Source organism: Microbacterium hydrocarbonoxydans, assembly GCF_011752045.1.
In the GTDB taxonomy this organism is placed as follows: Bacteria; Actinomycetota; Actinomycetes; order Actinomycetales; family Microbacteriaceae; genus Microbacterium.
Genome location: NZ_JAAKXW010000001.1, coordinates 1,314,928 through 1,336,731, shown reverse-complemented (window position 1 = coordinate 1,336,731; position 21,804 = coordinate 1,314,928). Strand labels below are relative to the sequence as shown.

The 21,804-nt window shown below is 71.1% G+C and carries 16 protein-coding genes; 8 read left to right on the top strand and 8 right to left on the bottom strand.

Going from position 1 to position 21,804, the window contains the following annotated elements; all coding sequences use genetic code 11:
- Positions 1 to 92 precede the first annotated feature (92 nt).
- Genes G6G98_RS06305 through G6G98_RS06295 form a run of 3 tightly spaced genes read left to right on the top strand, consistent with a single transcriptional unit; the run spans position 93 to position 4,622 of the window.
- Positions 93 to 2,003 carry an ABC transporter ATP-binding protein gene (locus tag G6G98_RS06305; RefSeq protein ID WP_067349730.1) on the top strand — a complete coding sequence of 637 codons (1,911 nt, stop codon included), beginning with the start codon at positions 93 to 95 and terminating at the stop codon, positions 2,001 to 2,003.
- Positions 2,000 to 3,814 (top strand): ABC transporter ATP-binding protein, encoded by a 1,815-nt coding sequence (locus G6G98_RS06300; protein ID WP_067349733.1) that lies wholly within the window; start codon positions 2,000 to 2,002, stop codon positions 3,812 to 3,814. Before G6G98_RS06305 ends, G6G98_RS06300 begins: the two co-directional genes overlap by 4 nt.
- A 10-nt stretch (positions 3,815 to 3,824) precedes the next feature.
- Positions 3,825 to 4,622: a hypothetical protein gene (locus G6G98_RS06295; RefSeq protein WP_067349736.1), complete on the top strand. Its 798-nt coding sequence runs from the start codon at positions 3,825 to 3,827 to the stop codon at positions 4,620 to 4,622.
- Positions 4,623 to 4,769: 147 nt separating this feature from the next.
- Here the strand turns inward: G6G98_RS06295 and G6G98_RS06290 are convergent, their stop codons facing one another.
- Positions 4,770 to 5,228, bottom strand: a complete 459-nt coding sequence (locus tag G6G98_RS06290) for a GNAT family N-acetyltransferase (RefSeq protein WP_067349738.1) — start codon at positions 5,226 to 5,228, stop codon at positions 4,770 to 4,772.
- A gap of 175 nt (positions 5,229 to 5,403) precedes the next feature.
- Between G6G98_RS06290 and G6G98_RS06285 the strand changes: the two genes are divergently transcribed.
- Positions 5,404 to 7,623 carry an NADP-dependent isocitrate dehydrogenase gene (locus G6G98_RS06285; protein ID WP_164233130.1) on the top strand — a complete coding sequence of 740 codons (2,220 nt, stop codon included), beginning with the start codon at positions 5,404 to 5,406 and terminating at the stop codon, positions 7,621 to 7,623.
- Between the two features lie 60 nt (positions 7,624 to 7,683).
- Here G6G98_RS06285 and G6G98_RS06280 read toward each other — a convergent pair whose 3' ends face one another.
- From G6G98_RS06280 to G6G98_RS06270, 3 genes are all read right to left on the bottom strand, one after another.
- Positions 7,684 to 9,183 carry an amino acid permease gene (locus tag G6G98_RS06280; protein WP_084788206.1) on the bottom strand — a complete coding sequence of 500 codons (1,500 nt, stop codon included), beginning with the start codon at positions 9,181 to 9,183 and terminating at the stop codon, positions 7,684 to 7,686.
- Between the two features lie 93 nt (positions 9,184 to 9,276).
- A complete protein-coding gene (locus G6G98_RS06275) occupies positions 9,277 to 10,797 on the bottom strand; it encodes a L,D-transpeptidase family protein (RefSeq protein WP_243842021.1) in 1,521 nt (506 codons plus the stop codon).
- A 104-nt stretch (positions 10,798 to 10,901) separates the two neighbouring features.
- A complete protein-coding gene (locus G6G98_RS06270; RefSeq protein WP_164233131.1) occupies positions 10,902 to 11,306 on the bottom strand; it encodes a RidA family protein in 405 nt (134 codons plus the stop codon).
- A 25-nt stretch (positions 11,307 to 11,331) separates the two neighbouring features.
- Between G6G98_RS06270 and G6G98_RS06265 the strand changes: the two genes are divergently transcribed.
- The 4 genes from G6G98_RS06265 to nagB are packed head-to-tail and all read left to right on the top strand — an operon-like array spanning position 11,332 to position 17,588.
- Entirely contained in the window at positions 11,332 to 14,691 is a 3,360-nt protein-coding gene (locus tag G6G98_RS06265; RefSeq protein WP_164233133.1) for a family 20 glycosylhydrolase, read from the top strand.
- 5 nt (positions 14,692 to 14,696) lie between these two features.
- A complete protein-coding gene (locus tag G6G98_RS06260) occupies positions 14,697 to 15,884 on the top strand; it encodes an ROK family transcriptional regulator (protein WP_164233135.1) in 1,188 nt (395 codons plus the stop codon).
- Positions 15,885 to 15,889: 5 nt separating this feature from the next.
- Entirely contained in the window at positions 15,890 to 16,816 is a 927-nt protein-coding gene (locus tag G6G98_RS06255; protein WP_164233177.1) for an ROK family protein, read from the top strand.
- Positions 16,809 to 17,588: a glucosamine-6-phosphate deaminase gene (gene nagB, locus G6G98_RS06250; RefSeq protein WP_067349753.1), complete on the top strand. Its 780-nt coding sequence runs from the start codon at positions 16,809 to 16,811 to the stop codon at positions 17,586 to 17,588. The genes G6G98_RS06255 and nagB overlap by 8 nt, the downstream gene beginning before the upstream one ends.
- Positions 17,589 to 17,627: 39 nt before the next feature.
- Here the strand turns inward: nagB and G6G98_RS06245 are convergent, their stop codons facing one another.
- From G6G98_RS06245 to G6G98_RS06230, 4 genes are all read right to left on the bottom strand, one after another.
- A complete protein-coding gene (locus tag G6G98_RS06245; RefSeq protein WP_067349756.1) occupies positions 17,628 to 18,035 on the bottom strand; it encodes an NUDIX hydrolase in 408 nt (135 codons plus the stop codon).
- Entirely contained in the window at positions 18,028 to 19,389 is a 1,362-nt protein-coding gene (locus G6G98_RS06240) for an FAD-binding oxidoreductase (RefSeq protein WP_166706066.1), read from the bottom strand. Before G6G98_RS06240 ends, G6G98_RS06245 begins: the two co-directional genes overlap by 8 nt.
- Positions 19,386 to 19,757, bottom strand: coding sequence for a YrdB family protein (locus G6G98_RS06235; protein ID WP_067349761.1), 372 nt, complete (start codon positions 19,755 to 19,757; stop codon positions 19,386 to 19,388). The genes G6G98_RS06240 and G6G98_RS06235 overlap by 4 nt, the downstream gene beginning before the upstream one ends.
- A gap of 76 nt (positions 19,758 to 19,833) precedes the next feature.
- Positions 19,834 to 21,537 carry a sigma-70 family RNA polymerase sigma factor gene (locus tag G6G98_RS06230; RefSeq protein ID WP_164233187.1) on the bottom strand — a complete coding sequence of 568 codons (1,704 nt, stop codon included), beginning with the start codon at positions 21,535 to 21,537 and terminating at the stop codon, positions 19,834 to 19,836.
- Positions 21,538 to 21,804 lie beyond the last annotated feature (267 nt).

The window sequence follows — 21,804 nt, the reverse complement described above, 5'->3', positions numbered from 1 at the left end:
CCCCATCCGCATCGGATGCCGGACTCGACGAGTCCCTCTCGCATCCGCACCTCGTTCAGCAACCGCTTTCCATACGAACTCATCTGAGAGACATGTCTTCCTCGCCTTCATCGCAGAACACGTCCCCGTCCTCCGCTCTCTCCACGCCGGCCGCCCTGTGGCGCCTCAAGCCCTTCGTCAGGCCGGTCGTCTGGCGCCTCGCCGGCGGTGCCGCCAGCGCGCTCGCGGCCGCCGTCATCGCGCTGATGATCCCCATCGTGCTCGAGCAGATCATCCGCGGGCCCGTGCAGTCCGGTGAGATCGGCGCGATCGCCTGGGGCGCCGCCGCCGTGTTCGGACTCGCCGTCGGCGAAGCCGTGATGGTGTGGCTGCGCCGCCAGTTCGTGCTCAACCCGGCCACCGAGGTGGAGTACCAGATGCGCACGCAGCTCTACTCGCGTCTGCAGACGCTGCCCGTGGCCTTCCACGACCGCTGGCAGTCCGGTCAGCTGCTGAGCCGCATGATGCAGGACATCGGCCTGATCCGCCGCTGGCTCGCGTTCGGCCTCGTGCTGCTCGTCGTCAACGTCCTCACGATCATCATCGGCTCGGTGCTCCTGTTCCGCTGGCACTGGCTGCTGGGCACGATCTTCCTCGTCACGGCGATCCCGCTGTGGATCCGCGGCTACCTCTTCGAGAAGCGCTACGGCGCGCTCACCCGGCGCAGCCAGGACCAGGCCGGCGATCTCGCCACCAGCGTCGAGGAGAGCGTGCACGGCATCCGCGTGCTGAAGGCGTTCGGACGCGGCAAGCACGCGCTCAGCCGCTTCAGCCGTCAGGCCGAGACGCTGCGGGAGACCGAGATGAGCAAGGCCGGCGCGATCGCCTCGATCTGGTTCTGGCTCGACCTCATGCCGCAGATCGCCTTCGGCCTCAGCCTGATGTCCGGCATCTGGCTGATCGCCCAGGGGGCGATCGAGCTGCCCGAGCTGTTCGCGTTCTTCGCGATGGCGACGGTGCTGCGCTGGCCGATCGAGTCCATCGGCTTCCTGTTCTCGTTCATGCTCGACGCCCGCACGGCCACGGACCGCGTCTTCGAGATCTTCTCGGAGACGAACACGATCACCGATCCGGAACACCCCCTGCACATCACCGAGCCCCGCGGCGAGCTCGCCTTCGAGAACGCGCACTTCCGGTATCAGGACGCAGGGGCCCAGGAGCGCGACCTGCTCGACGGCATCGATCTCGTGCTGCGGCCGGGGGAGACGATGGCGCTCGTGGGTCTCACCGGCAGCGGGAAGACCACGCTCACCACCCTGCCGACGCGCCTGTACGACGTGACCGGCGGTCGCGTGACGCTCGACGGCGTCGACGTGCGCGACCTGCCCCTGGCAGAGCTGCGCCAGCACATCGCGATGGCGTTCGAGGACGCGACCCTGTTCTCGGCATCCGTGCGGGAGAACGTGCTGCTCGGCCGCGCGGATCTCGACATCTACAGCGAGGAGGGCGAGCGCGTGCTCCGGGAGGCGCTGGGCGTGGCCCAGGCCGGCTTCGTCGACGCGCTGCCCGACGGGGTCGAGACGATCATCGGCGAAGAGGGCCTGAGCCTCTCCGGCGGACAGCGCCAGCGGCTCGCCCTCGCCAGGGCCGTCGCTGCGAAGCCGAGGGTGCTCGTGCTCGACGACCCGCTGTCGGCCCTCGACGTCGACACCGAGGCGCTCGTGGAGGAGGCGCTGCGGCACGTCCTCGCCGACACCACCGCCATGATCGTCGCGCACCGTCCCTCGACGGTCGCGCTCGCCGACCGGGTGGCGCTGCTCGAGGCCGGCCGCATCACCGCTGTCGGCACGCACGCCGAGCTGCTGAAGACCAGCCGCCACTACCGGCACGTCATCTCCAGCCTCGAGGCGGAGGAGGCGGCGAGGACCGGCGCGATCCCGATCATCAGAGACGCGGATGCCGAGCTCGAGGAGATCGATGCCGCCGACGAAGAACGACTCACCGAAGAGGAGGTGCAGGCATGAGCTCCGCGATCACCGGAACCCGTGACGAGGACCGCTCCCGCTACACCCGCGAGGAGAGCAGGGCGATCCGCCGCCGCTCGCTGCGGCTGCTGGGCTCCCTCGTGCGCCCGCTGCGGCCGCAGGTCATCCTCGCCGCCGTCGTGCTCGTGGTCTCCACCGCGCTGCAGGTGACCGGGCCGATCCTGATCAGCATCGGACTGGACCGCGCCCTGCCCGCCGTGCTGGAGCGCGCCGACTGGATGCCGACGCTGATGGTCGGCTTCGTCTACCTGTTCGCGGGGGCCGCGGCCGCCGTGCTCATCGCCTGGTACGTGATGATCGCGGCGCGCATCACCCAGGCGGTGCTGCTGGACCTGCGCAAGCGGATCTTCCTGCACACGCAGCGGCTGAGCCTCGAGTTCCACGAGTCGTACACGTCCGGCCGCATCATCTCGCGTCAGACGAGCGACCTGGACTCGATCCGGGAACTGCTCGACGGCGGTCTGAACAATCTCGTCTCCGGCGTGCTGTTCGGGGCCTTCACGTTCATCGCGCTCGTCATCTGGGACTGGCAGTCCGGCGTGATCCTCACGCTCGCCGGCGTCCCGCTGTTCCTGCTGATGCGCTGGTTCTACACCCGCTCGCAGCTCGTGTACCGCGAGTCGCGGGTGATCAGCGCGAAGGTCATCGTGCAGTTCGTCGAGACCATGACCGGCATCCGCGCTGTCAAGGCGTTCCGCAAGGAGCCCCGCAACGACGTGACCTTCCAGAAGGTCGCCGGTGACTACCGCGACATCAACCGGCGCTCGATGCTGCTCTTCGGAACCTTCGAGCCCGGGCTGATGGGGGTCGCCGCGCTCACCCTCGGGCTCGTCGTGCTCTGGGGCGGGATCCGGGTCTCCACCGGCACGCTCACCGTCGGCGTGCTGCTGTCGGCCGTGCTGTACGTGCGGAACTTCTTCGCGCCGATGCAGGAGATCGCGATGTTCCTGAACTCCTACCAGTCGGCCACCGCCGCGCTGGAGAAGGTGTCGGGAGTCCTCGAGGAGGTGCCGACGGTGCCCGACCCGGAGAAGCCGGTGGACCTGTGGGAGTCGCGCGGGCACATCGAGTTCGACGGGGTCACCTTCGGGTACAACGGCGAGAAGACGATCCTGCCGGACTTCTCGCTGGACATCCCCGCGGGGCAGACCGTCGCCCTGGTCGGCACGACCGGTGCGGGCAAGTCGACGCTGGCCAAGCTCATCTCGCGGTTCTACGACCCGACGAAGGGCCGGGTGACCCTCGACGGCATCGACCTGCGCACGCTGCACCCGAAGGACCTGCGCCGGGCGATCGTGATGGTCACCCAGGAGGCGTACCTGTTCAGCGGGACCGTCGCCGACAACATCGCGCTCGGCAAGCCGGACGCGACGCTCGACGAGATCCGGGCGGCCGCCCGGGCGGTGGGAGCGGACGAGTTCATCTCCTCGCTGCCCGACGGCTACAGCACCGACGTGAACAAGCGCGGCGGCAGGGTCTCGGCGGGTCAGCGCCAGCTGATCTCGTTCGCGCGCGCCTTCCTGGCCGACCCCGCGGTGCTGATCCTCGACGAGGCGACCGCCTCCCTGGACATCCCGTCGGAGCGCCTGATCCAGGATGCTCTGCAGACGCTGCTCAAGGACCGCACGGCGATCATCATCGCGCATCGCCTGTCGACGGTCGCGATCGCGGATCGCGTGCTCGTGATGGAGCACGGCCGGATCATCGAGGACGACACGCCCGACGCCCTCATCGGCGGCACGGGCAAGTTCGCCCAGCTGCACGCGGCCTGGCAGGAGACCCTCGTCTAGCATCGAGTCCATGGACCCCGTGCTGCTCCTCGCCGAGTGGTGGTGGATCGCGCCCGTCGCTGCCGGTGCCGGTACGGCGGGCGCGATCGGCGTGCGGCGGCGGAGCAGGGCGGGCGGACGCCGGCTCGCCTACGACGCCGCCCGTCACGACCTGCGGGCCGCACGGCAGGCCGCGGCAGAGCGCCGCGTGGCCGTGAAGGTCGCCCGTGCCGACTACGCGCGGGTGGCGGCCGAACGCGGCGCGCGTCGCGCCACCGCAGAGCAGGTGGCCGGCGCCAAGCGGATGCTGCGCGAGAAGGAGCGCGATGCGAAGGCGGCGGCCGCCGACGTCCGCGCACGCCAGGTGCGGCTGAACGCGGCGCGAGCGGCCATACCCGGGGCCTCCGCCCCCCGGCCGCTGGAGCGCCTTCACGCGGAGCACGACGGAATCACGGCACGCTGGATGCGCTACGAGACCGACCCGGCGCTGCAGATCGCCTATCCGGGGATGACCGACGTGCGGCATCCGGCCACGGCCGCGTACCTGCGCGCGGCCGGGCACGCGACCGAACTGCGGCGCACCACGACCGGCCGCGTCACGCCCGCCGAGTTCGCCGCCTACCGGGATGCGGTCGCCGAGCTCGAGCGCGCCTTCGAGGCCGCCGAGCACGCCGCACGGGTGCAGGCCGGGGAGGCCCCGCCGGCGCCCGCCTGGCAGGATGCCGCGCAGGATGCGCTCGGCCGCTCGGCCGAGGCGATCGGCCGGGCGGCCGAGGCGGCGGCATCCGTCATCGACGCCTGGACCAACCGGAAGCGCCCCGGCCGCTGAGCGACCGTGGCCCCTGCCACCGGACCGGACAGACGACGGCCGTCGTCGTCGCCGACGAGAAGGCCCCGGGCATGCGCAGCATGCTCGGGGCCGGGTCAAGGCGACGGAGTCTCGATGGGGGAGGGGATTCGAGACCCCGCCGCCGGCTCAAGGGGCGACGCGGATCTCCGCGATGACCTCGCCGTAGGCTGTCTCGCCGACCGGCTTGAAGCCGACGCGATGGAAGAACGCCTCCGGTCCGCCCTCGCCCGCCTCGTAGATCACGTTGACGTGGTCCACGCCGCGGCGACGCGCCTCTTCGACGAGGTTCTCGACCGCGAAGCGGCCGACGCCGCGGCCCTGGTCGTCGGCGTCGACGTTGATCCGCCAGAGGACGGAGCGGAAGTGCTCCTCTGGCGCCTCCTCGTCGAAGTTCGCGCTGACGAAGCCGACGACCTCGTTGCGGTCGAGGATGACGCGCTGCCAGGAGGTCGCCGGGTTGATCACGGTGGCCGCGATGCCATAGGAGACGGGTGCGAGGAACTGCTCCTGTCCGGGCTTGAGCGACAGGTTGTTCACCGCGACGATCGTCGCAGCGGAGAGTTCGACCATGCGCAGTTCGGACATGCTCCCAGGCTAGCCCCTCACCGGCCACTGCACACGCAATGCCCGCATATTTCGCCGCCGGGGAACGCGGATCCCACGGCTGCCGGACGCAGGGAGACTGCAGGACCCGCACGCGGAGAGCCGCTCAGGTATCTTGGTATCGAGACAAATAGCCACGTGAACGGAGAACCTCCCGGTGACTGACGACGCCATCATCTACACCTATACGGACGAGGCTCCGGCGCTCGCCACCGCCTCCTTCCTCCCGATCATCCAGGCCTACACGGGCCAGGCGGGAATCGAGGTCGAGACCCGAGACATCTCCCTCGCCGGCCGCATCCTCGCGGCGTTCCCGCAGAAGCTCGCTCCCGAGCAGCAGGTGGGCGACGCGCTGGCCGAGCTCGGCGGACTCGCCACGCTCCCCGAGGCGAACATCATCAAGCTGCCGAACATCTCGGCATCCATCCCGCAGCTGAAGGCGGCCATCGCCGAACTGCAGGCGCAGGGCTACGACATCCCCGAGTTCCCGGATGAGCCGTCCTCGCTCGAGGAGAAGGACGTCCGCGCGCGCTACGACCGCATCAAGGGCTCCGCCGTCAACCCGGTGCTGCGCGAGGGGAACAGCGACCGTCGCGCTCCGCTGGCAGTGAAGAACTACGCGAAGAAGCATCCGCACCGCAACAAGCCGTTCGCGGAGGGCTCCAAGACCCGCGTCGCCACCCTCGGGCACGACGACTTCAAGCACAACGAGCGCTCCTGGGTCGCCGCCCACGACGACGTCCTCAGCTTCCGGCACACCGCCGCCGACGGCACCGTCACGGTCCTCAAGGAGGGCCTGAAGGTCCTGCCGCGCGAGATCATCGACGCCACCTTCCTCTCCGCGAAGGAGCTCGACGCGTTCCTCGCCGAGACGCTGGAGACGGCGAAGAGCGAGGACGTGCTGTACTCGGTGCACCTCAAGGCCACGATGATGAAGGTCAGCGACCCCATCATCTTCGGTCACGTCGTCAAGGCGTTCTTCAAGGACGTCTTCGCGCAGTACGGCGAGCAGCTGGCGGAGGCCGGCCTGAACGCCAACGACGGCCTCGGCTCGATCCTCACCGGTCTCGGCGAGATCGCCGGCGGCGACGAGATCGCCGCCGCGTTCGAGAAGGCCATCGCAGAGGGCCCGCGCCTGTCCTACGTGAACTCCGACAAGGGCATCACGAACCTGCACGTCCCGAGCGACGTGATCGTCGACGCCTCGATGCCCGCTCTCGTCCGCAACGGCGGAAAGCTCTGGGGCAAGGAGGGCGAGGAGGCCGACACCCTGGCCGTCATCCCCGACTCGTCCTACGCCGGCGTCTACCAGGCCGTGATCGACGACGTCATCGCCAACGGCCCGCTCGACCCCGCCACCATCGGCACCGTGCCGAACGTGGGCCTCATGGCGCAGGCCGCCGAGGAGTACGGCAGCCACGACAAGACCTTCGAGATCGCCGCCGACGGCGTCGTCCAGGTGCTCGACAGCGAGGGCACGGTGCTCATCGAGCACGAGGTCTCGAAGGGCGACATCTGGCGCGCGACGCAGACCAAGCACATCCCGGTCATGGACTGGGTGAAGCTCGCGGTCGGGCGCGCCCGCGCCACCGGCGCCCCCGCCGTGTTCTGGCTCGACGCGAACCGCTCGCACGACGCCCAGATCATCGCGAAGGTGCACCAGGGTCTCGCGACGCTCGACACCAAGGGCCTCACCATCACGATCCTCGCCCCCGAGGAGGCCACCCGCTACACGCTCGCGCGCATGCGCCACGGCCTCGACACGATCTCGGTCACGGGCAACGTGCTCCGCGACTACCTCACCGACCTGTTCCCGATCCTCGAGGTCGGCACGTCGGCGAAGATGCTCTCGATCGTCCCGCTGCTCGCCGGCGGCGGCCTGTTCGAGACCGGCGCGGGCGGCTCCGCGCCGAAGCACGTGCAGCAGCTCGTCGAGGAGAACTACCTGCGCTGGGACTCGCTGGGTGAGTTCTTCGCCCTTGCCGCCTCCCTCGAGCACTTCGCCGACCGCACCGGCAACGAGAAGGCCCGGGTCCTCGCGGAGACCCTCGACGCCGCCACCGGCACCTTCCTCGAGGAGGACCGCTCGCCGGGCCGGGCCCTCGGCACGATCGACAACCGCGGCAGCCACTTCTACCTGAGCCTGTACTGGGCGCAGGAGCTGGCGAAGCAGACGAAGGACGCCGAGCTCGCCGCATCCTTCGCGCCCGTCGCCGCCGCGCTGTCCGAGAACGAGGAGAAGATCGTCTCCGAGCTCAACGAGGTGCAGGGCAAGCCGGTCGAGATCGGCGGATACTACCGTCCGGACGACGCGCTCGTCGCCGCGGTGATGCGCCCGTCGGCCACGCTGAACGGCATCGTCGACGCGCTGCGCTGAGACGCCGACGCGAAGAGGCCGGATGCTGCGGAGCATCCGGCCTCTTCGCGTCCTGGGCGGTTACTGGTGCACGCCGTGCTCGGTCTCGTCGGCGCCGGGGTCGTGCACGCCGGCGAAGGAGTGCTCCGTGCGGCCGGTGGCGGCGTCGCGCTTCTTCAGGTTGCGCGAGACCAGGGGCCAGAACACCGCGAGAACGGCCACCGAGACCAGGCTCGTCCACACCTGCGTGCGACTCGAGTCGCTGCTGACGAGCATCACCACGACGATGCCGGCGATGCCCGCCAGCACGAGGATCGCGAGCCACGGATGCAGCCACATCCTGATCTTGAGCGCATCGCGCTCGGCGGGGGTCATCCGGGAGCGGGTGCGGATCTGGGTGAGCGCGATGAACGCGTAGACGAAGAGCGCGACCAGGCCCGCCGAGTTCATGATGAAGTCGAAGATGCCGGACTCGGGAGCGGCGAAGTTCACGATCACCGCGGCGTAGCCGCCGAGGGTGGACGCGATCACCGCGATCACCGGCACGCCGGACTTCGCCCGCTTCGCGACGAATCCCGGGGCGAGTCCCTCGTCCGCGATCGCGGCGAACATCCGGGCGGCGGAATACAGGCCGGAGTTCAGCACCGAGCAGACCGCCGTGAGGATGACGGCGCTCATCACGACTGAAGCGCCCGGCAGGCCGAACAGGCCGAAGATGTAGGCGAACGGAGCGCTCTCCGCCGGGTCCGGCAGCTCGTCCCACGGGACGATGGTGACGATCAGCAGCACGCCGCCGACGAAGAACAGCAGGATGCGCCAGATCACGGTCGTCGTGGACTGCCGGATGCCCTTGGACGGGTTCTCCGACTCTGCGGCCGCCATGACCGCGATCTCCGTGCCGAAGTAGGAGAAGATCACGATCGCCACCCCGCCGATCACCGGCCAGTAGCCGTAGGGGGCGAAGCCCCCGTGCTCCCACAGGTTGCCGACGGCGAACGTGGCGCCGGGCCAGAGCCCGAGCGCGAACAGGGTGCCGACGAGGAGGAAGACCACGATCGCGATGACCTTGACGCTCGCCAGCCAGAACTCGACCTCGCCGAACGACCGGGCCGAGATCAGGTTGGTCGCCGTGAAGATCAGCAGCAGGATGACGGAGAACAGCCACTGCGGCACCCCGGGCATCCACCCGTTCAGGATCGCGCCGCCGACGACCGCCTCGAACGCGATGACGCCGACCCAGAAGTACCAGTACAGCCAGCCCACGAAGTAGCCGGCCCAGTCGCCGAGCCCGGTGCGGGCGTACTCCATGAAGGACCCGATCGCCGGGCGTGCGGCGGCGAGCTCGCCCAGCATCCGCATGGTGAGGAAGACGAGCACCCCGCCGATGAGGTACGACAGCACGGCGGCGGGGCCCACGGCGCGGACGATGTTGCCGGAGCCGACGAAGAGGCTCGCGCCGATGATCCCGCCGAGCGTGATCATCGTGATGTGTCTGGAGCGCAGCTTCTTGCTGTGGATGCTCACTCCGGCTGAGGTCTCCGGAGAGACCGGCCCCTCGAACGACGACTGATTCGGATCCATCGCATGCCCCGCCTTCTCAGGTGCGGATCACCTGTCCTGCGGGGAACATATACCCGCGGCGGTGCGGATCGCAGTGTCGCCGCGGTGCGTGTCTCAGTAGTGGACGGAGATCTCCACGCCCTGCGGCGCCCAGTCGAAGACCTTCTTGGCCTGCCATTCGGGCATGCCGACGCAGCCGTGGCTCATCCGGCGGCCGAAGTTGCTGTGCCAGTACACGCCGTGCAGGGCCTGGTCGCCGTTGAAGTACATGACCCATTTCACGTTCGGCTGGTAGTAGCCGGGCGCTTTCGTGAGGTCCTGGTTGCCCATGTTCTGGCTGTTGAGCTTCCAGTTGATCGTGTAGTTCCCGGTCTCGGTCTCCCACCCGTCGACGCCCGAGGAGATCCTCCACGAGTCGATGACGTTGCCGTTCTCGAGGAGCGAGAGGGTCTGGCTGCCCAGGTCGACGTCGATCGTGCGGACGATCGCGACGCTGGCGAAGGGCACCTCCTCGACCTCGAGCGCGAACGCACCCTCACCCTTCTCGAGCTGGGCGGCGAAGTCCGCGGCGACGTCGGAGGTGTCGCCCAGTGCGCGGCCGACCTGGCCGGCGGCCTCGTCGCGGAGCACGGCGCCGGAGGAGTTGACGATGGTCGCGGCATCGACCGGAGCCCGGTTCACGGCCGCGGGGAGCGCGTCGACGGTCGCCTGGATGGCCGTCTCGTCGGCCTCGATCCGGAGCTGCCCGTCCTCGTCGACGATCGTGAGCCACGACGCGGCCGTCGCCGGATCGATGGGCACCGTGCGCTCCTCGCCCACGTAGAAGCCGATGGAGCCGAGCAGCGTGTTCAGGGACGCGGCGGTGGTCGCGGCATCCTCGTCGCTGATCGCGGGCTGGGCCTCCGCCGGCCCGCCGGGGAACTCGAGGGTCCTGCCGCCGTCCGCGACCGTGTCGGCGATCGCCGCGGTGAGGTCGTCGATGTCGATGCCGGTGCCCGTCTCCGACGGGGTGGTCACGTAGGCGCCCGTGGCGGCGTCGAACACCACGCCGGCGTCCACGGGGTCGGCGTAGCTGGACGGCACAGCCTTGCGCAGCGCGCTGTCGGCCGTCTCCGGATCCAGGACGATCTCGCCGGCGATCGGCTCGCCCATCCACGCGCCGATGTTCCACAGTGGCCGGGAGGCGAACGCCTCGTCGGCGAGGCCGCGGGCGTCCATGGCCGCGCCCAGGTCGGCACCGGTGAGGACGATGTCCTCGCCCGCTCCGGTCAGCGTGATCTCGGTCTCGGCGAGGTGCGTGCTGATCGCCTCAGCGGCGGCGCCGGGGGTCATGAACCCCACCGGGATGCCGGCGACGGTGGTTCCCGGGGCGATGAGGATCAGCGAGGCCGCTCCGGCTCCGAGCGCGAGGGCTCCGACGCCGATTCCGACCCACAGGCCGACGCGCTTCCGCTTCGGGCGCGGCTCGACCGGCGCCCAGGCCAGCGGCTGGTCGCCGTCGGACGGCGGCGCGACGTCCTCCGACGCAACGCCGTCGGCGGGCGTGAGAACGGCCGTCGCCGTCTCGTCGGCGGCGGAGGGCGACTCCGGCAGCTTCGAGGTTCCTGCGTCCGGCGCAGAAATGAGATCGGTCACGAACTTCACCCCCCGGCAATCAACGTGCACCTGGGACCAATCGTACGGGATCGCAGGTAACGAGGAGGCAACGGTCCGCGGCCCCTTCCGCAGCCTCCGCGGGGTCAGTCGACGACGGCGAGAGCGTCGATCTCGACGAGCATCTCCTCGCGCGGCAGGCCGGTGAACACCGTGGTGCGCGCCGGCAGCACGTCTCCCGAGGTGTGCGCGGTGACGAAGGCGCCGTACGCCTCGTTCATGATCGGGAAGTCCTCGCGCTTGGTGAGATAGACGCGGAGCATCACGACGTCGTCGAAGGTCGCGCCGGAGGCCTCGACGATCGCCTTCACGTTCTCCAGGGTGCGGGTGGTCTGGGCCGCGACGTCGCCGGGGAACAGGTACTCGCTCGTCGCGGGGTCGACAGGGCCCTGCCCGGAGACCTGGACGATCGGCCCCTTGCGGACGCCCTGGGAGAAGGTGTGCGCGGGAGCGGGGGCGGCGTCGGTCGAGACACGGATCTTCGCAGTCATACCGCCAGCCTAGTAGCGTTGTTAGATGCCTGTACAAAACACGGATCACCCCGTCGACGTGGTGCTCAGCTCCGAGAAGCCGGTGCGCGTGTACCGTGGCGCGACGGTGGTCGACGGCACCGGCGACGCCCGCTACATCGCGGACGTGGCCGTCGAGGGGGCGCGGGTCGTGGCGATCGTCCGCGAGGGCGACGCCACCGGCCTCGCGCTGCCGCAGCACGCGGTGGAGGTGGAGGCGACGGGACTCGTGCTCGCTCCCGGCTTCATCGACATGCACGCGCACAGCGACCTCGCCGTCCTCGACGGGGCGGCGCACACCGCGAAGATCAGGCAGGGCGTGACCTGCGAGGTGCTCGGTCAGGACGGCCTCGGTTACGCGCCCCTCGACGAGGCCGCGGCATCCGTGATCCCGGCTCAGATCGCCGGCTGGAACGGGACGCCGGCCTCGATGCCCTGGCGCTCCATCGCCGACCAGCTGGCGGCCGTCGACGCCGCGGCCGTCGCGAACGCCGCCGTGCTGGTCCCGCAGGGGAACCTGCGCATGATCGTGGTCGGCCACGAGAACCGCCCGGCCACGGCCGACGAGATCGCGACCATGCAGCGGATGCTCGGGGAGGCGCTCGACGAGGGCGCCTTCGGGATGTCCAGCGGGCTCACGTACACGCCCGGGATGTATGCGGACACCGCCGAGCTGGAGGCGCTGTGCCGCATCGTCGCCGAGCGCGGCGGCTACTGGGCGCCGCACACGCGCAGCTACGGCGGCGGGGCTCTGGACGCCTATCGGGAGGTGCTCGACATCGGGCGCCGCACCGGGTGCCCGATCCACCTCACCCACGCCACGATGAACTTCGCACCGAACCGCGGACGCGCGGCCGAACTGCTCGCGCTCGTCGACGAGGCCATCGCCGACGGCGTCGACGTCACGCTCGACACTTACCCCTATCTCCCCGGGGCGACCACGCTCGCCGCGCTGCTGCCCAGCCGGCTCTCGGAGAGCGGCGACCTGCTCGGCACGATCGCGGCCCTGGATGCTGCAGGCCGCGAGGCCGTGCGGGTGGAACTGGAGGAGGTCGGCTGCGACGGCTTCCACGGGGAGCGCGCGGACTGGACGGCGATCCAGATCGCCGGGACGGGGAACCCCGCGCTCGCAGGGCTGGTCGGGCGCACGATCGCCGAGATCGCCGGCGACGAGGGCCGTCGCGCCGTGGACGTGGTGCTGGACACGATCGTGGAGGACGGCGGTGCGACCGGCATCCTGATGCACGTCGGCGACGAGGACAACGTCCGCGCCATCATGCGCCACCCGCGGCACAGCGCAGGCAGCGACGGCATCCTGATCGGGGCGCGTCCGCACCCACGTGGCCGCGGCACCTTCGCGCGCTACCTCGGCCACTACGTGCGCGAGCTCGGCATCCTCACGCTGGAGGAGGCGGTGCGGCACCTCTCCGGAACCCCGGCCGCCCGTCTCGGACTCCACCGCGGCGACGCCCCGCGCGGCGTCATCCGCCCCGGGGCGACCGCGGACCTCGTCCTGTTCGACCCGGACACCGTCGCCGCCGGCGCCACGTTCGAGGAGCCCTTCGAGAACCCCGTCGGCGTGATCGAGGTGCTCGTCGGCGGCATCCCCGTCGTCCGCGACGGCCAGGTCACCGGCGCCACGCCGGGTGGCGCGCTGCGGATGCCGCCGCCGCCGCACCGCGCGACCGTGCCGAGAATCGAGGGCGTCGTCGATCCGGAGGACGCGCCGTTCGCGTGGACGCCGCAGACCCCCGTGACCGGAGCGGACGAACTCGCCGGCAGCCGGGCGCGGCTCGCCGGGGAGGGGCGGGCGGATGCCTCGGCACCGGCCATCGCGCTGGTCGTCGACCCCGCGCTCGCCGCCGACGACGCGTTCCGCGGCAGGATCGGCGCCGAGGCGTTCCGGATCACGGTCGCCGCGGACGGCGTGGAGATCCGCGGAGCGACGGCCTCCGGGGTGTTCCGCGGCGCCACCACGCTCCGTCAGCTGCGGGCGCCCGAGGGCCTGCCGGCGCGCATCCCGGCCGGCGTCTGGCAGGGCGCTCCCGCGTACCGGTGGCGCGGCGCCATGCTCGACGTCGCCAGGCACTTCCGTCCGGCGGAGGACCTGCGCCGTCTCGTCGACCTGCTCGCCGAGCATCACCTCAACGTGCTGCACCTGCATCTCACAGACGACCAGGGCTGGCGGTTCGCGGTGCCCGGCTACCCTCGCGTCACCGAGGTGGGGGCCCGCCGCGAGGCCACGCAGCGGGGCCACGGCCCGCTCGCGACGGTGGAACCCGGTGTCCACGAGGGGTTCTACTCGGATGCCGAGCTCCGCGATCTCGTGGCGTACGCTGCCGAGCGCTGTGTGACCGTCGTGCCGGAGGTGGAGCTGCCGGGGCACATCCAGGCCGCCCTCGCCGCCTATCCGGAGCTCGGCAACGGGGATGCGGGGGAGCCGGTGACCTCGCCGTGGGAGCGCTTCGGCGTCAATCCCCGGACGCTCGCGCCCACGGAGGCGTCGCTCGCATTCGGGCGAGCGGCGATCGATGCGCTGTGCGAGCTCTTCGACTCCCCGTGGATCGGGATCGGCGGCGACGAGGTGCCGGTCGCGGAGTGGGAGGCGAGCGCGGCCGCACGGGAGCGGATGCGCGAGCTCGGCCTCGAGACGCCGCATGACGTGCAGCCCTGGTTCACCGCGCAGTTCGCGGCTCACGTCCGCAGTCGGGGCCGCATCGCCCTCGCCTGGGACGAGGTGCTGGAGGGCGACGTCCCCGAGGGTGTGCAGGTGCTCGCCTGGCGCGGACCGGTCGCGATGCGCGAGGCTCTGCGCCGCGGCATCCCGGTCATCGCCTGCCCGGACCTGGAGGTCTATCTCGACTATCCGCAGTCGGACTCCGCGGAGGAGCCGATCCGCGTCGGGCCGCCGCTGACGATCGAGCGCGCCTACTCGCTCCGGGTCGAGGCGGGTGCGGCCGGCGGCCAGGCGAACGTGTGGACCGAGCATCTGCCGACGCGCGACCGCGTCGACTTCGCGATGTTCCCGCGGCTCTCCGCGATCGCCGAGCGCCTCTGGGACGGGGGAGACCCGCGCCCGTACGCGGAGTTCGCGCGGCGGCTGCCCGTGCAGCTGCGCAGACTCGGGGCCGCCGGGGTGCGTTACCGTCCCCTGGACGGGCCGGAGCCTGCGCAGCGGCGCCCGGGAGTGCCGGGGAAGCCGCTCACCGTCGCCGCGAGGGAGGACATCGTGGCGGGACTCGTGGCCCGGCTCGTCGAGCGGGAGGGCTCTTCGGTGACGACGCCCTCCTCCGCCGGCCATCCGGGGATCCTCGCCACGCCGAACGCAGCCAGGGCTTGCGAAAATCCTGTTCGTAAGGTCTACTAACAAATATGTCCGTATCCGATGACACGCGTCCGACGGCGCCGAGCGACTACACCGGCGCCAGCTCCCACGTCTTCGGGCCGGGGCGGCATCTGCGCTCCCGCTCCAAGGTGCTTCCGGAGCACGCCCGCGGGCACAACCGGGCCCTCGTGCTGCAGACGCTGTACCACTCGGGTGCCATGAGCCGTGCCGACCTGTCCCGCGAGACCGGGCTCACCCGCGTCACGATCTCCGACCTCGTCGCCGAGTTCATCGCCGACGGCATCGTGGTCGAGATCGGCATCCGGGAGACTGTGGGCCCCGGCAAGCCGCCGATCCTCATCGACATCGATCGCGCAGGCCACCAGATCATCGGGATCGACCTCTCCGGCCCCAGCGCCTTCGTCGGCGCCGTGCTCAGCCTCGACGGCGACGTCCTGGAGCGCCGGGAAGTGGCGCGACCGGAGCAGCCGGACGGCGAGGTCGTCTATGCGGCCACCCTCGAGCTCGCCCGCTCCCTCGTCGCCGCGGCGGCCAAGCCGATCCTCGGCGTCGGCATCGGCACCCCCGGCGTCGTCCGCCCAGACGGCGTCGTGCTGAGCTCGCCGAACCTCGGCTGGACGAATCTCCCGCTCGAGGCGAAGCTCGGCGTCGACCTCGACCTGCCCGTGCTGGTGCGCAACGACGCGAACGCGGCCGTGCTCGCCGAGTACACCTTCGGCGAGGCGAAGACCGACTTCATGCTCATCAAGATCGGGCGCGGTGTCGGCGCCGGCCTGATCACCGGCAGCCAGCCGCTGCTCGGCAGCCGATTCGCCGCGGGGGAGATCGGCCACGTCGTCGTCGGCACCGACGGCGGCCCGCGCTGCGCGTGCGGCAAGGACGGCTGCCTGGAGGCCTGGCTCAGCGTCAGCCGCCTGCGCGGCGCGATCGACGCCGACCCGGATGCCCGCGAGGAGATCCTCCGCGATGCCGGCACCCGCATGGCGATCGGCACCGCGCCCATCGTCGCCGCCCTCGACCTCTCCGAGGTGGTGCTCTCCGGTCCGGCCGACCTGCTCGACGGCACTCTCGTCGAGGCCGCCGTCGAGACGCTGCACGCACGCACGCTCGAGGGCGTCTTCGAGGACGTGGCGATCCGCCTGACGCAGCAGGACGACATCGTGCTGCGCGGCGCCGCGGTGATGGTCCTCTCCGGGCAGCTGGGAGTCTCGTGACCCGTATCAGGGTCGGCCTCGACGTCGGCGGCACGAAGATCGACGCGGTCGCCGTCTCTCCGGAAGGGGAGATCGCCGGGCGCCTCCGCCGGCCCACCGGCTGGGGCGAGGCCGCGGTGGTCTCATCGATCGTCGACGCCGTCTCCGCGCTCGCCGAGGAGACCGGGTTCGACCTCTCCGACGTCGCCTCCGCAGGCGTCGGCATCCCGGGACTCGTCGATGCCGACAGCGGCCGGGTGCTGCACGCCGTGAACCTCGGGGTCGAGTCGCTCGACCTCGCAGCGCGCGCGGGCGAGCGACTCGGCGTGCCGTTCCGGGTGGAGAACGACGTCAAGGCCGCGGCCCTGGGCGCGGCGGCGCTCAGCGGCGCCGAGGGGGCGATGGCCTACCTGAACCTGGGCACGGGCGTCGCCGCCGGGATCGTCGTGGACGGGCGCATCTGGCGCGGCTCCCGAGGCATCGCCGGTGAGGTCGGGCACCTCTCCGTCGACCCGAACGGACGTCTCTGCGGCTGCGGACAGCGCGGCTGCATCGAGACGTTCTGCGGCGGGGGAGCGCTGGCGAGGGCCTGGGGTCGCCCCGGCGACCTCCCGGTGCGCGACCTGCTCGTCGCCGCCGACGCCGGAGACCCTGACGCGCTCCTGCTGGAGGCGGGCCTCTACCAGGGCGCCGCCGCCGGCGTCCGCGTCCTCGTGCTCTCCGCGGACGTGGAGCGCGTCATCATCGGCGGCGGCCTGACTGCCCTCGGCGCCCGCCTGGAGGACGGCATCCGCGCCGCCCTGCTGGCAGGGGCCGAGGCTTCGCCGTTCATGCGCTCACTGCACCTGGATGAGAGAATCGAGCTGCTCCCCGCGGGGTCCCCTGCGGCGGCATTCGGTGCGGCCATGGTGGGCGCATCCATACCTTCGAAGGAGATCGTGTCCCATGGCTGAAGTCGTCATCGTCGAGAACGCCGAAGCGGCGGGCGCGCTCGTCGCAGAGGAGATCGTCGAGCTCATCGAAGGGCGACCGGATGCCGTGCTCGGCCTCGCGACCGGGTCCACGCCGCTCCCCGTGTACCAGGCGCTGCGCGCGCAGCTCGCCGGCCGTGACGTCTCGCAGGTGCGCGGCTTCGCCCTTGACGAGTACGTCGGCCTGGACCCGGCCCACCCGGAGAGCTACCGCTCCGTGATCACCCGCGAGGTCGTGGAGCCGCTCGGTCTGGATCCGCGCCGCATCCACGTCCCGAACGGGGCGGAGGCGACCATCCAGCGCGCCGGCGACGACTACGAGGCCGCGATCGAGGCGGCCGGAGGCGTCGACATCCAGATCCTCGGCATCGGCACCGACGGTCACATCGGCTTCAACGAGCCCGGCTCGTCGTTCGCGTCCCGCACGCGGGTGAAGACGCTCACCGAGCAGACCCGCGAGGACAACGCGCGGTTCTTCGACTCCGTCGACGACGTGCCGCGGCACTGCATCACCCAGGGACTCGGCACCATCCTCCGGGCGCGGCACCTCGTGCTGCTCGCCTTCGGCGCTGGCAAGGCGCAGGCGGTCGCGGACGCCGTCGAGGGCCCGCTCACTGCGTTCCTGCCCGGCTCCGCGATCCAGCTGCACCCGCATGCGACGGTCGTCGTGGACGAGGCGGCGGCGTCGAAGCTGAAGCTCGCTGACTACTACCGCTACACGTTCGCGAACAAGCCGGCCTGGCAGGGCATCTGATCCGCCGGGCTCCGCGGGGGCGTGAGGCCCGCGCGGTGCTCAGTCGCGCAGCGACGGCCAGGCGATCGGGAGCAGGTGCTCCGTGCTCAGCGGGGCGAGCGGCAGCGTCTCGACGTCCCCGGCGGTGATCCAGCGGAGCTCGGCGAGCTCGGCCTGGACAGCGACCGACGCCGGGTCGATCGAGGTGGCGAACGCCTCGGCGACGACCCGGTGACCCGGCTCGTTCGCCGCCTCGGAGACGAACGTTCCGAGCGGTTCGAGATCGCCCTCGTCGAGCAGCAGCCCGAGCTCCTCGTGGAGCTCCCGGATGAGAGTCTGCGCGGGGGTCTCACCCGGCTCCGGCTTGCCGCCGGGCTGCATGAACCGCACAGTGCCCTGCTTGCGGACGACGAGCACGCGCCCGTCGTCGTCGGTGATCACGGCGGCGCTGACGAGGATGTCAGGCACGCGCGAACACCTTTCCCGGGTTCAGGATGCCGAGCGGATCGAAGACCCGGGTGATCTGCCGCTGCAGCTCCCACTGCTCCTCGCCGAGCTCGTCGGCGAGCCAGCGGCTCTTCAGGACTCCGATGCCGTGCTCACCGGTGAGGGTGCCGCCGAGCGCGATCGCGGCGCGGAAGAGCTCGTCAGCGGCCGCCCAGATGTGCGCGGGGGGCTCGGCGCCCTCGAAGATGAAGTTGGGGTGCAGGTTGCCGTCGCCGGCGTGCGCGACCGTCGGGATGGTCAGGCCGAAGTCCCGTTCGATGCGGGCGATCTCGTCGAACATCGCGGGCATCGCGCTGCGCGGCACCGAGACGTCCTCGATGAGGTTCGTGCCGAGCGCGGCCATCGCGGGGTGCATCGCGCGGCGGACGGCGAGGAGCCGTTCGCCCTCCTCGCGATCGTGGGACACCTGGGTGTCGCCGCCGTGGGCGCGGAGGACCGCGGCGATCGTGTCGGCCTCGGATGCTGCGGCGGGGCCGTCGGTCTGGATCGTCAGCTGCGCGCTGCCCGCGGGGAAGGGAGGGAGCTCGAGCAGCGAGGCGACGGCGGCCAGGCTCGCGGCATCCATCAGCTCCATGATCGCCGGCTGCACGCCCGCGGCGGTGACGGCGGCGGATGCTGCGGCGGCGGTGCGCACGTCGGGGAACGTCGCGGCGATCGTGCAGGTGCCGCCCTCGATGAGCCGGCGGAGCTTCAATGTGGCGCCCACGACGACCCCGAGGGTGCCCTCGGAGCCGATCACGAGTGAGGTCAGGTCGAGCCCGGTGACGCCCTTCACGCTGCGGTGCCCGAGATGGAGGAGGCGCCCGTCGGAGAGCACGAGATCCACGCCGAGGACCGCATCGCGCACCACCCCGTACTTCGCGCAGAGCAGCCCGCCGGCGCCGGTGGCGATGTTGCCGCCGACCGTGGAGATCGCGCGGCTGGCGGGATCGGGCGCCCACCACAGGCCGTGCGCGGCGAGGATGTCGTTGAGATCGGCGTTGAGGATGCCCGGCTCCACCACGGCGAGCAGGTCGTCGGCGCGGATCTCGCGCACCGCCGTCATCCGCAGCGTGGAGAGGACGATCTCGCCGGCGCCGCCGTTCGCCGCCCCGGCGAGACCGGTGCCCGCGCCGCGGACGACGACGGGGGTGCGGGTCTCGGTCGCGATGCGCAGGACCTGCTGGACGTGTTCGACGGTCTCCGCGTGCACGACCGCGAGGGGCCGGCCCGGTGAGGAGTGACCGGAGTGATCGGCACGCGCGGCCTCGAGAGCGGCCGGGGAGACGTCGACGAGATCGCCGAGGGCGGCAGTGAGCAGCTCGAGGGCGCTCATGAGAGGCTGCGTCGCCCGCTCACCACGCCGACGCCGACGGCGACCACCGCGAAGGCGACGCCGATGACGGGCTGGTCCATCAGCCACCAGGCGATCGTCACGCCGACGTAGATGAGCAGCTCGACCGCCGCGCGCAGGAACGGATGCAGGCGCAGCACCGGCTTCGGAGAGAGGAACAGCGCCCAGACGAGCAGCACCACGAGCGGTGCGCCGATCCCGAGGATGATGTTCCACGGCAGCGGCCAGGTGGCGAAGCCCCAGAGGGCGAGCGTGCCGATCGCGATGATCAGGACGACGGCCCGGACGACGTCCAGCGCGGAGATGTTCGGGCGTTCGACGCCGGGGACGGAGCTGGATTCCTGGGGCATGCTCCCAGTCTATTCGGGGTGCGCGGGCCGCCCGGCTGCGCGATCGTGGTGCACGCTCAGAGGGAGGTCTGCACGCTCAGAAGGAGTTCTGGCAGAGTCCCGGGAGCTGCGGGAGGTCGGCGATGGTCTGGATGCTCGTCGTGACGACGTCTCCGATCGTCTCTCCGGAGACATAGGAGTAGGTCACAGGGGCGTCCTCGCAGACCTGCTGCCAGGTGGGGTGCAGCTCCAGGAGCGCGGCGCCGTCGTCGCCGAGGGGGAGATCCTGGACGGCCTCGTCGAGGGTGGTGCGGACGATCGCATCGGGCTCGCCGCTCACGGGGATCTCGAAGAAGAGGGTGAGCGTCTGGACATCGAGGTACGTGGTGCTCTCGCCGAACGTGGGCGATCCTTCGGGGACCGTGGACTCGGGCGGGTCGGTGGGCTCGGTCGGATCGGTCGGCTCGGTGGGATCCGTCGGCTCCGCCGGCTCGGTCGGCTCGGGTTCGGGCTCCGGGTCGACCGGAGCGGGCTCCACGGGGGCGGTCGGCTGGCTCACCACAGGTGCGGACTCGGGGGCGGGCGCAGGATCGGGCGCGACCGGATCCACGATCGGCGCCGGATCGGGTGTCGGCGCCGGCTCCTCGATCACCACAGGCTCCTCGACCGTCATCGACTCGTCGGGGCCGACGTCCGCCGTGATCGAGCTCGATTCGCCGTCGCCCGCGTTCGGCAGCGAGGTGGCCGGGTTCGCTCCGGCCAGGCCGGGGACGATCGCGACGGCGGCGACGACGCCCGCGACGACGAGCGCGGCGGATCCGGCGCCGACGAGGGCGCCCATCCCGGTGAGGAGGCCGCCGGAGGACGCGCCACCGGCGCTGCCGCCCGAGGTTGAGCCGCTCGCGGCGCCGATCCCCGCAACGCCCGCTCCGCTGACGGTGACGCCGCCCTCGATCACGCCCGACGGCATCGCCGCGAGCGCCACGATCGGGGCGCCGCCGCCCTGGAGCGTGGCGAGGTAGCCGGCGGACCCGCTGACCCCGAGCACGAGCGGGAGCAGCACGAGGACGAGGCGGCTGGAGACGTCCTTGGCCTCCGCCGCGACGATCATGCAGCGCGCGCACTCGTCGAGATGCTTCTCCAGCCGGGTGTGATCGCGGGTGCTGAGGTTGCCGCGCGAGTAGGCGCCGAGGTGCTCGATCGTCCACTGGCACTCGGATCCGGGGGCGGCGCTGCGCAGGTGCGCCTGGATCCACGCTTCGCGAAGCCCCTCGCGGGCGCGGAAGGCGAGCTGCGACACGGCCCCGGCCTTCATGCCGAGCAGGGGAGCCACCTCCTGCGGCTTCATCTGCTCGATCTCGGTGTACCAGAGCACCTCCTGCCAGCGCGACGGGAGGCTGCGGAACGCCTGGGCGGTGAGGCTGCGGTCGAGCGCCTCGTTCGCCGCCTGGTCGGTGCTGTGCGGGTCGGCGACGGCGTCGAGTTCGTCGACGTTCGTCTCGCGGCGCGAACGGCCCCAGGCCGCTGCGGTGTTGCGGATGCTCGTGAAGAGATAGGCGCGGAACGAGCCGTTCGGGCCGCCGCCCTTGACGATGGCCTGGTAGATGCGCGTGTACGACTCCTGGACGAGATCGTCCGGGTCGATGGAGGAGGTGATGGAGCGGGCGACCGCCATGCCGGACGGGTAATGCCGACGCCAGAGTTCGCCGAACGCCTCCGCGTCACCCGAACGGGTGCGCAGGACGAGGTCGGAGTCGGCGATCGTTCCGTCGGGCAGGGTGTTCTCGTGGTCCACAGTCATCCATCTGTCGTGGGGCGCAGGTGTGCCTCCACAGGGAGAGACGCATGACGGGGTTGTTCATCACGCGCGTCGTCCATTCTCTCTCGAATCTCCCGCTCTGACCACCCCGGGACGAGATCCATGGAGAAATCTCACATCGGAGAATCCCAGATCCGGGGCCTCTTCTGTCGAATCGCTCGAAGAACCTCGAAGAAATCCTGCGAAGTCGCGTAATGAACGGCGGCCTCCTCCGTCTCACCTCGTAGAGACATCCGAGGGCGCCACCGG

What these genes read in the sequence shown, in the direction of transcription:
- G6G98_RS06280 (WP_084788206.1), bottom strand. Translation starts at nt 9,183, where the DNA reads ATGGATCCGAATCAGTCGTCGTTCGAGGGGCCGGTCTCTCCGGAGACC.
- G6G98_RS06295 (WP_067349736.1), top strand. Translation starts at nt 3,825, where the DNA reads ATGGACCCCGTGCTGCTCCTCGCCGAGTGGTGGTGGATCGCGCCCGTC.
- G6G98_RS06270 (WP_164233131.1), bottom strand. Translation starts at nt 11,306, where the DNA reads ATGACTGCGAAGATCCGTGTCTCGACCGACGCCGCCCCCGCTCCCGCG.
- G6G98_RS06305 (WP_067349730.1), top strand. Translation starts at nt 93, where the DNA reads ATGTCTTCCTCGCCTTCATCGCAGAACACGTCCCCGTCCTCCGCTCTC.
- G6G98_RS06235 (WP_067349761.1), bottom strand. Translation starts at nt 19,757, where the DNA reads ATGCCCCAGGAATCCAGCTCCGTCCCCGGCGTCGAACGCCCGAACATC.
- G6G98_RS06240 (WP_166706066.1), bottom strand. Translation starts at nt 19,389, where the DNA reads ATGAGCGCCCTCGAGCTGCTCACTGCCGCCCTCGGCGATCTCGTCGAC.
- G6G98_RS06230 (WP_164233187.1), bottom strand. Translation starts at nt 21,537, where the DNA reads ATGACTGTGGACCACGAGAACACCCTGCCCGACGGAACGATCGCCGAC.
- G6G98_RS06260 (WP_164233135.1), top strand. Translation starts at nt 14,697, where the DNA reads ATGTCCGTATCCGATGACACGCGTCCGACGGCGCCGAGCGACTACACC.
- G6G98_RS06265 (WP_164233133.1), top strand. Translation starts at nt 11,332, where the DNA reads ATGCCTGTACAAAACACGGATCACCCCGTCGACGTGGTGCTCAGCTCC.
- G6G98_RS06300 (WP_067349733.1), top strand. Translation starts at nt 2,000, where the DNA reads ATGAGCTCCGCGATCACCGGAACCCGTGACGAGGACCGCTCCCGCTAC.
- G6G98_RS06290 (WP_067349738.1), bottom strand. Translation starts at nt 5,228, where the DNA reads ATGTCCGAACTGCGCATGGTCGAACTCTCCGCTGCGACGATCGTCGCG.
- nagB (WP_067349753.1), top strand. Translation starts at nt 16,809, where the DNA reads ATGGCTGAAGTCGTCATCGTCGAGAACGCCGAAGCGGCGGGCGCGCTC.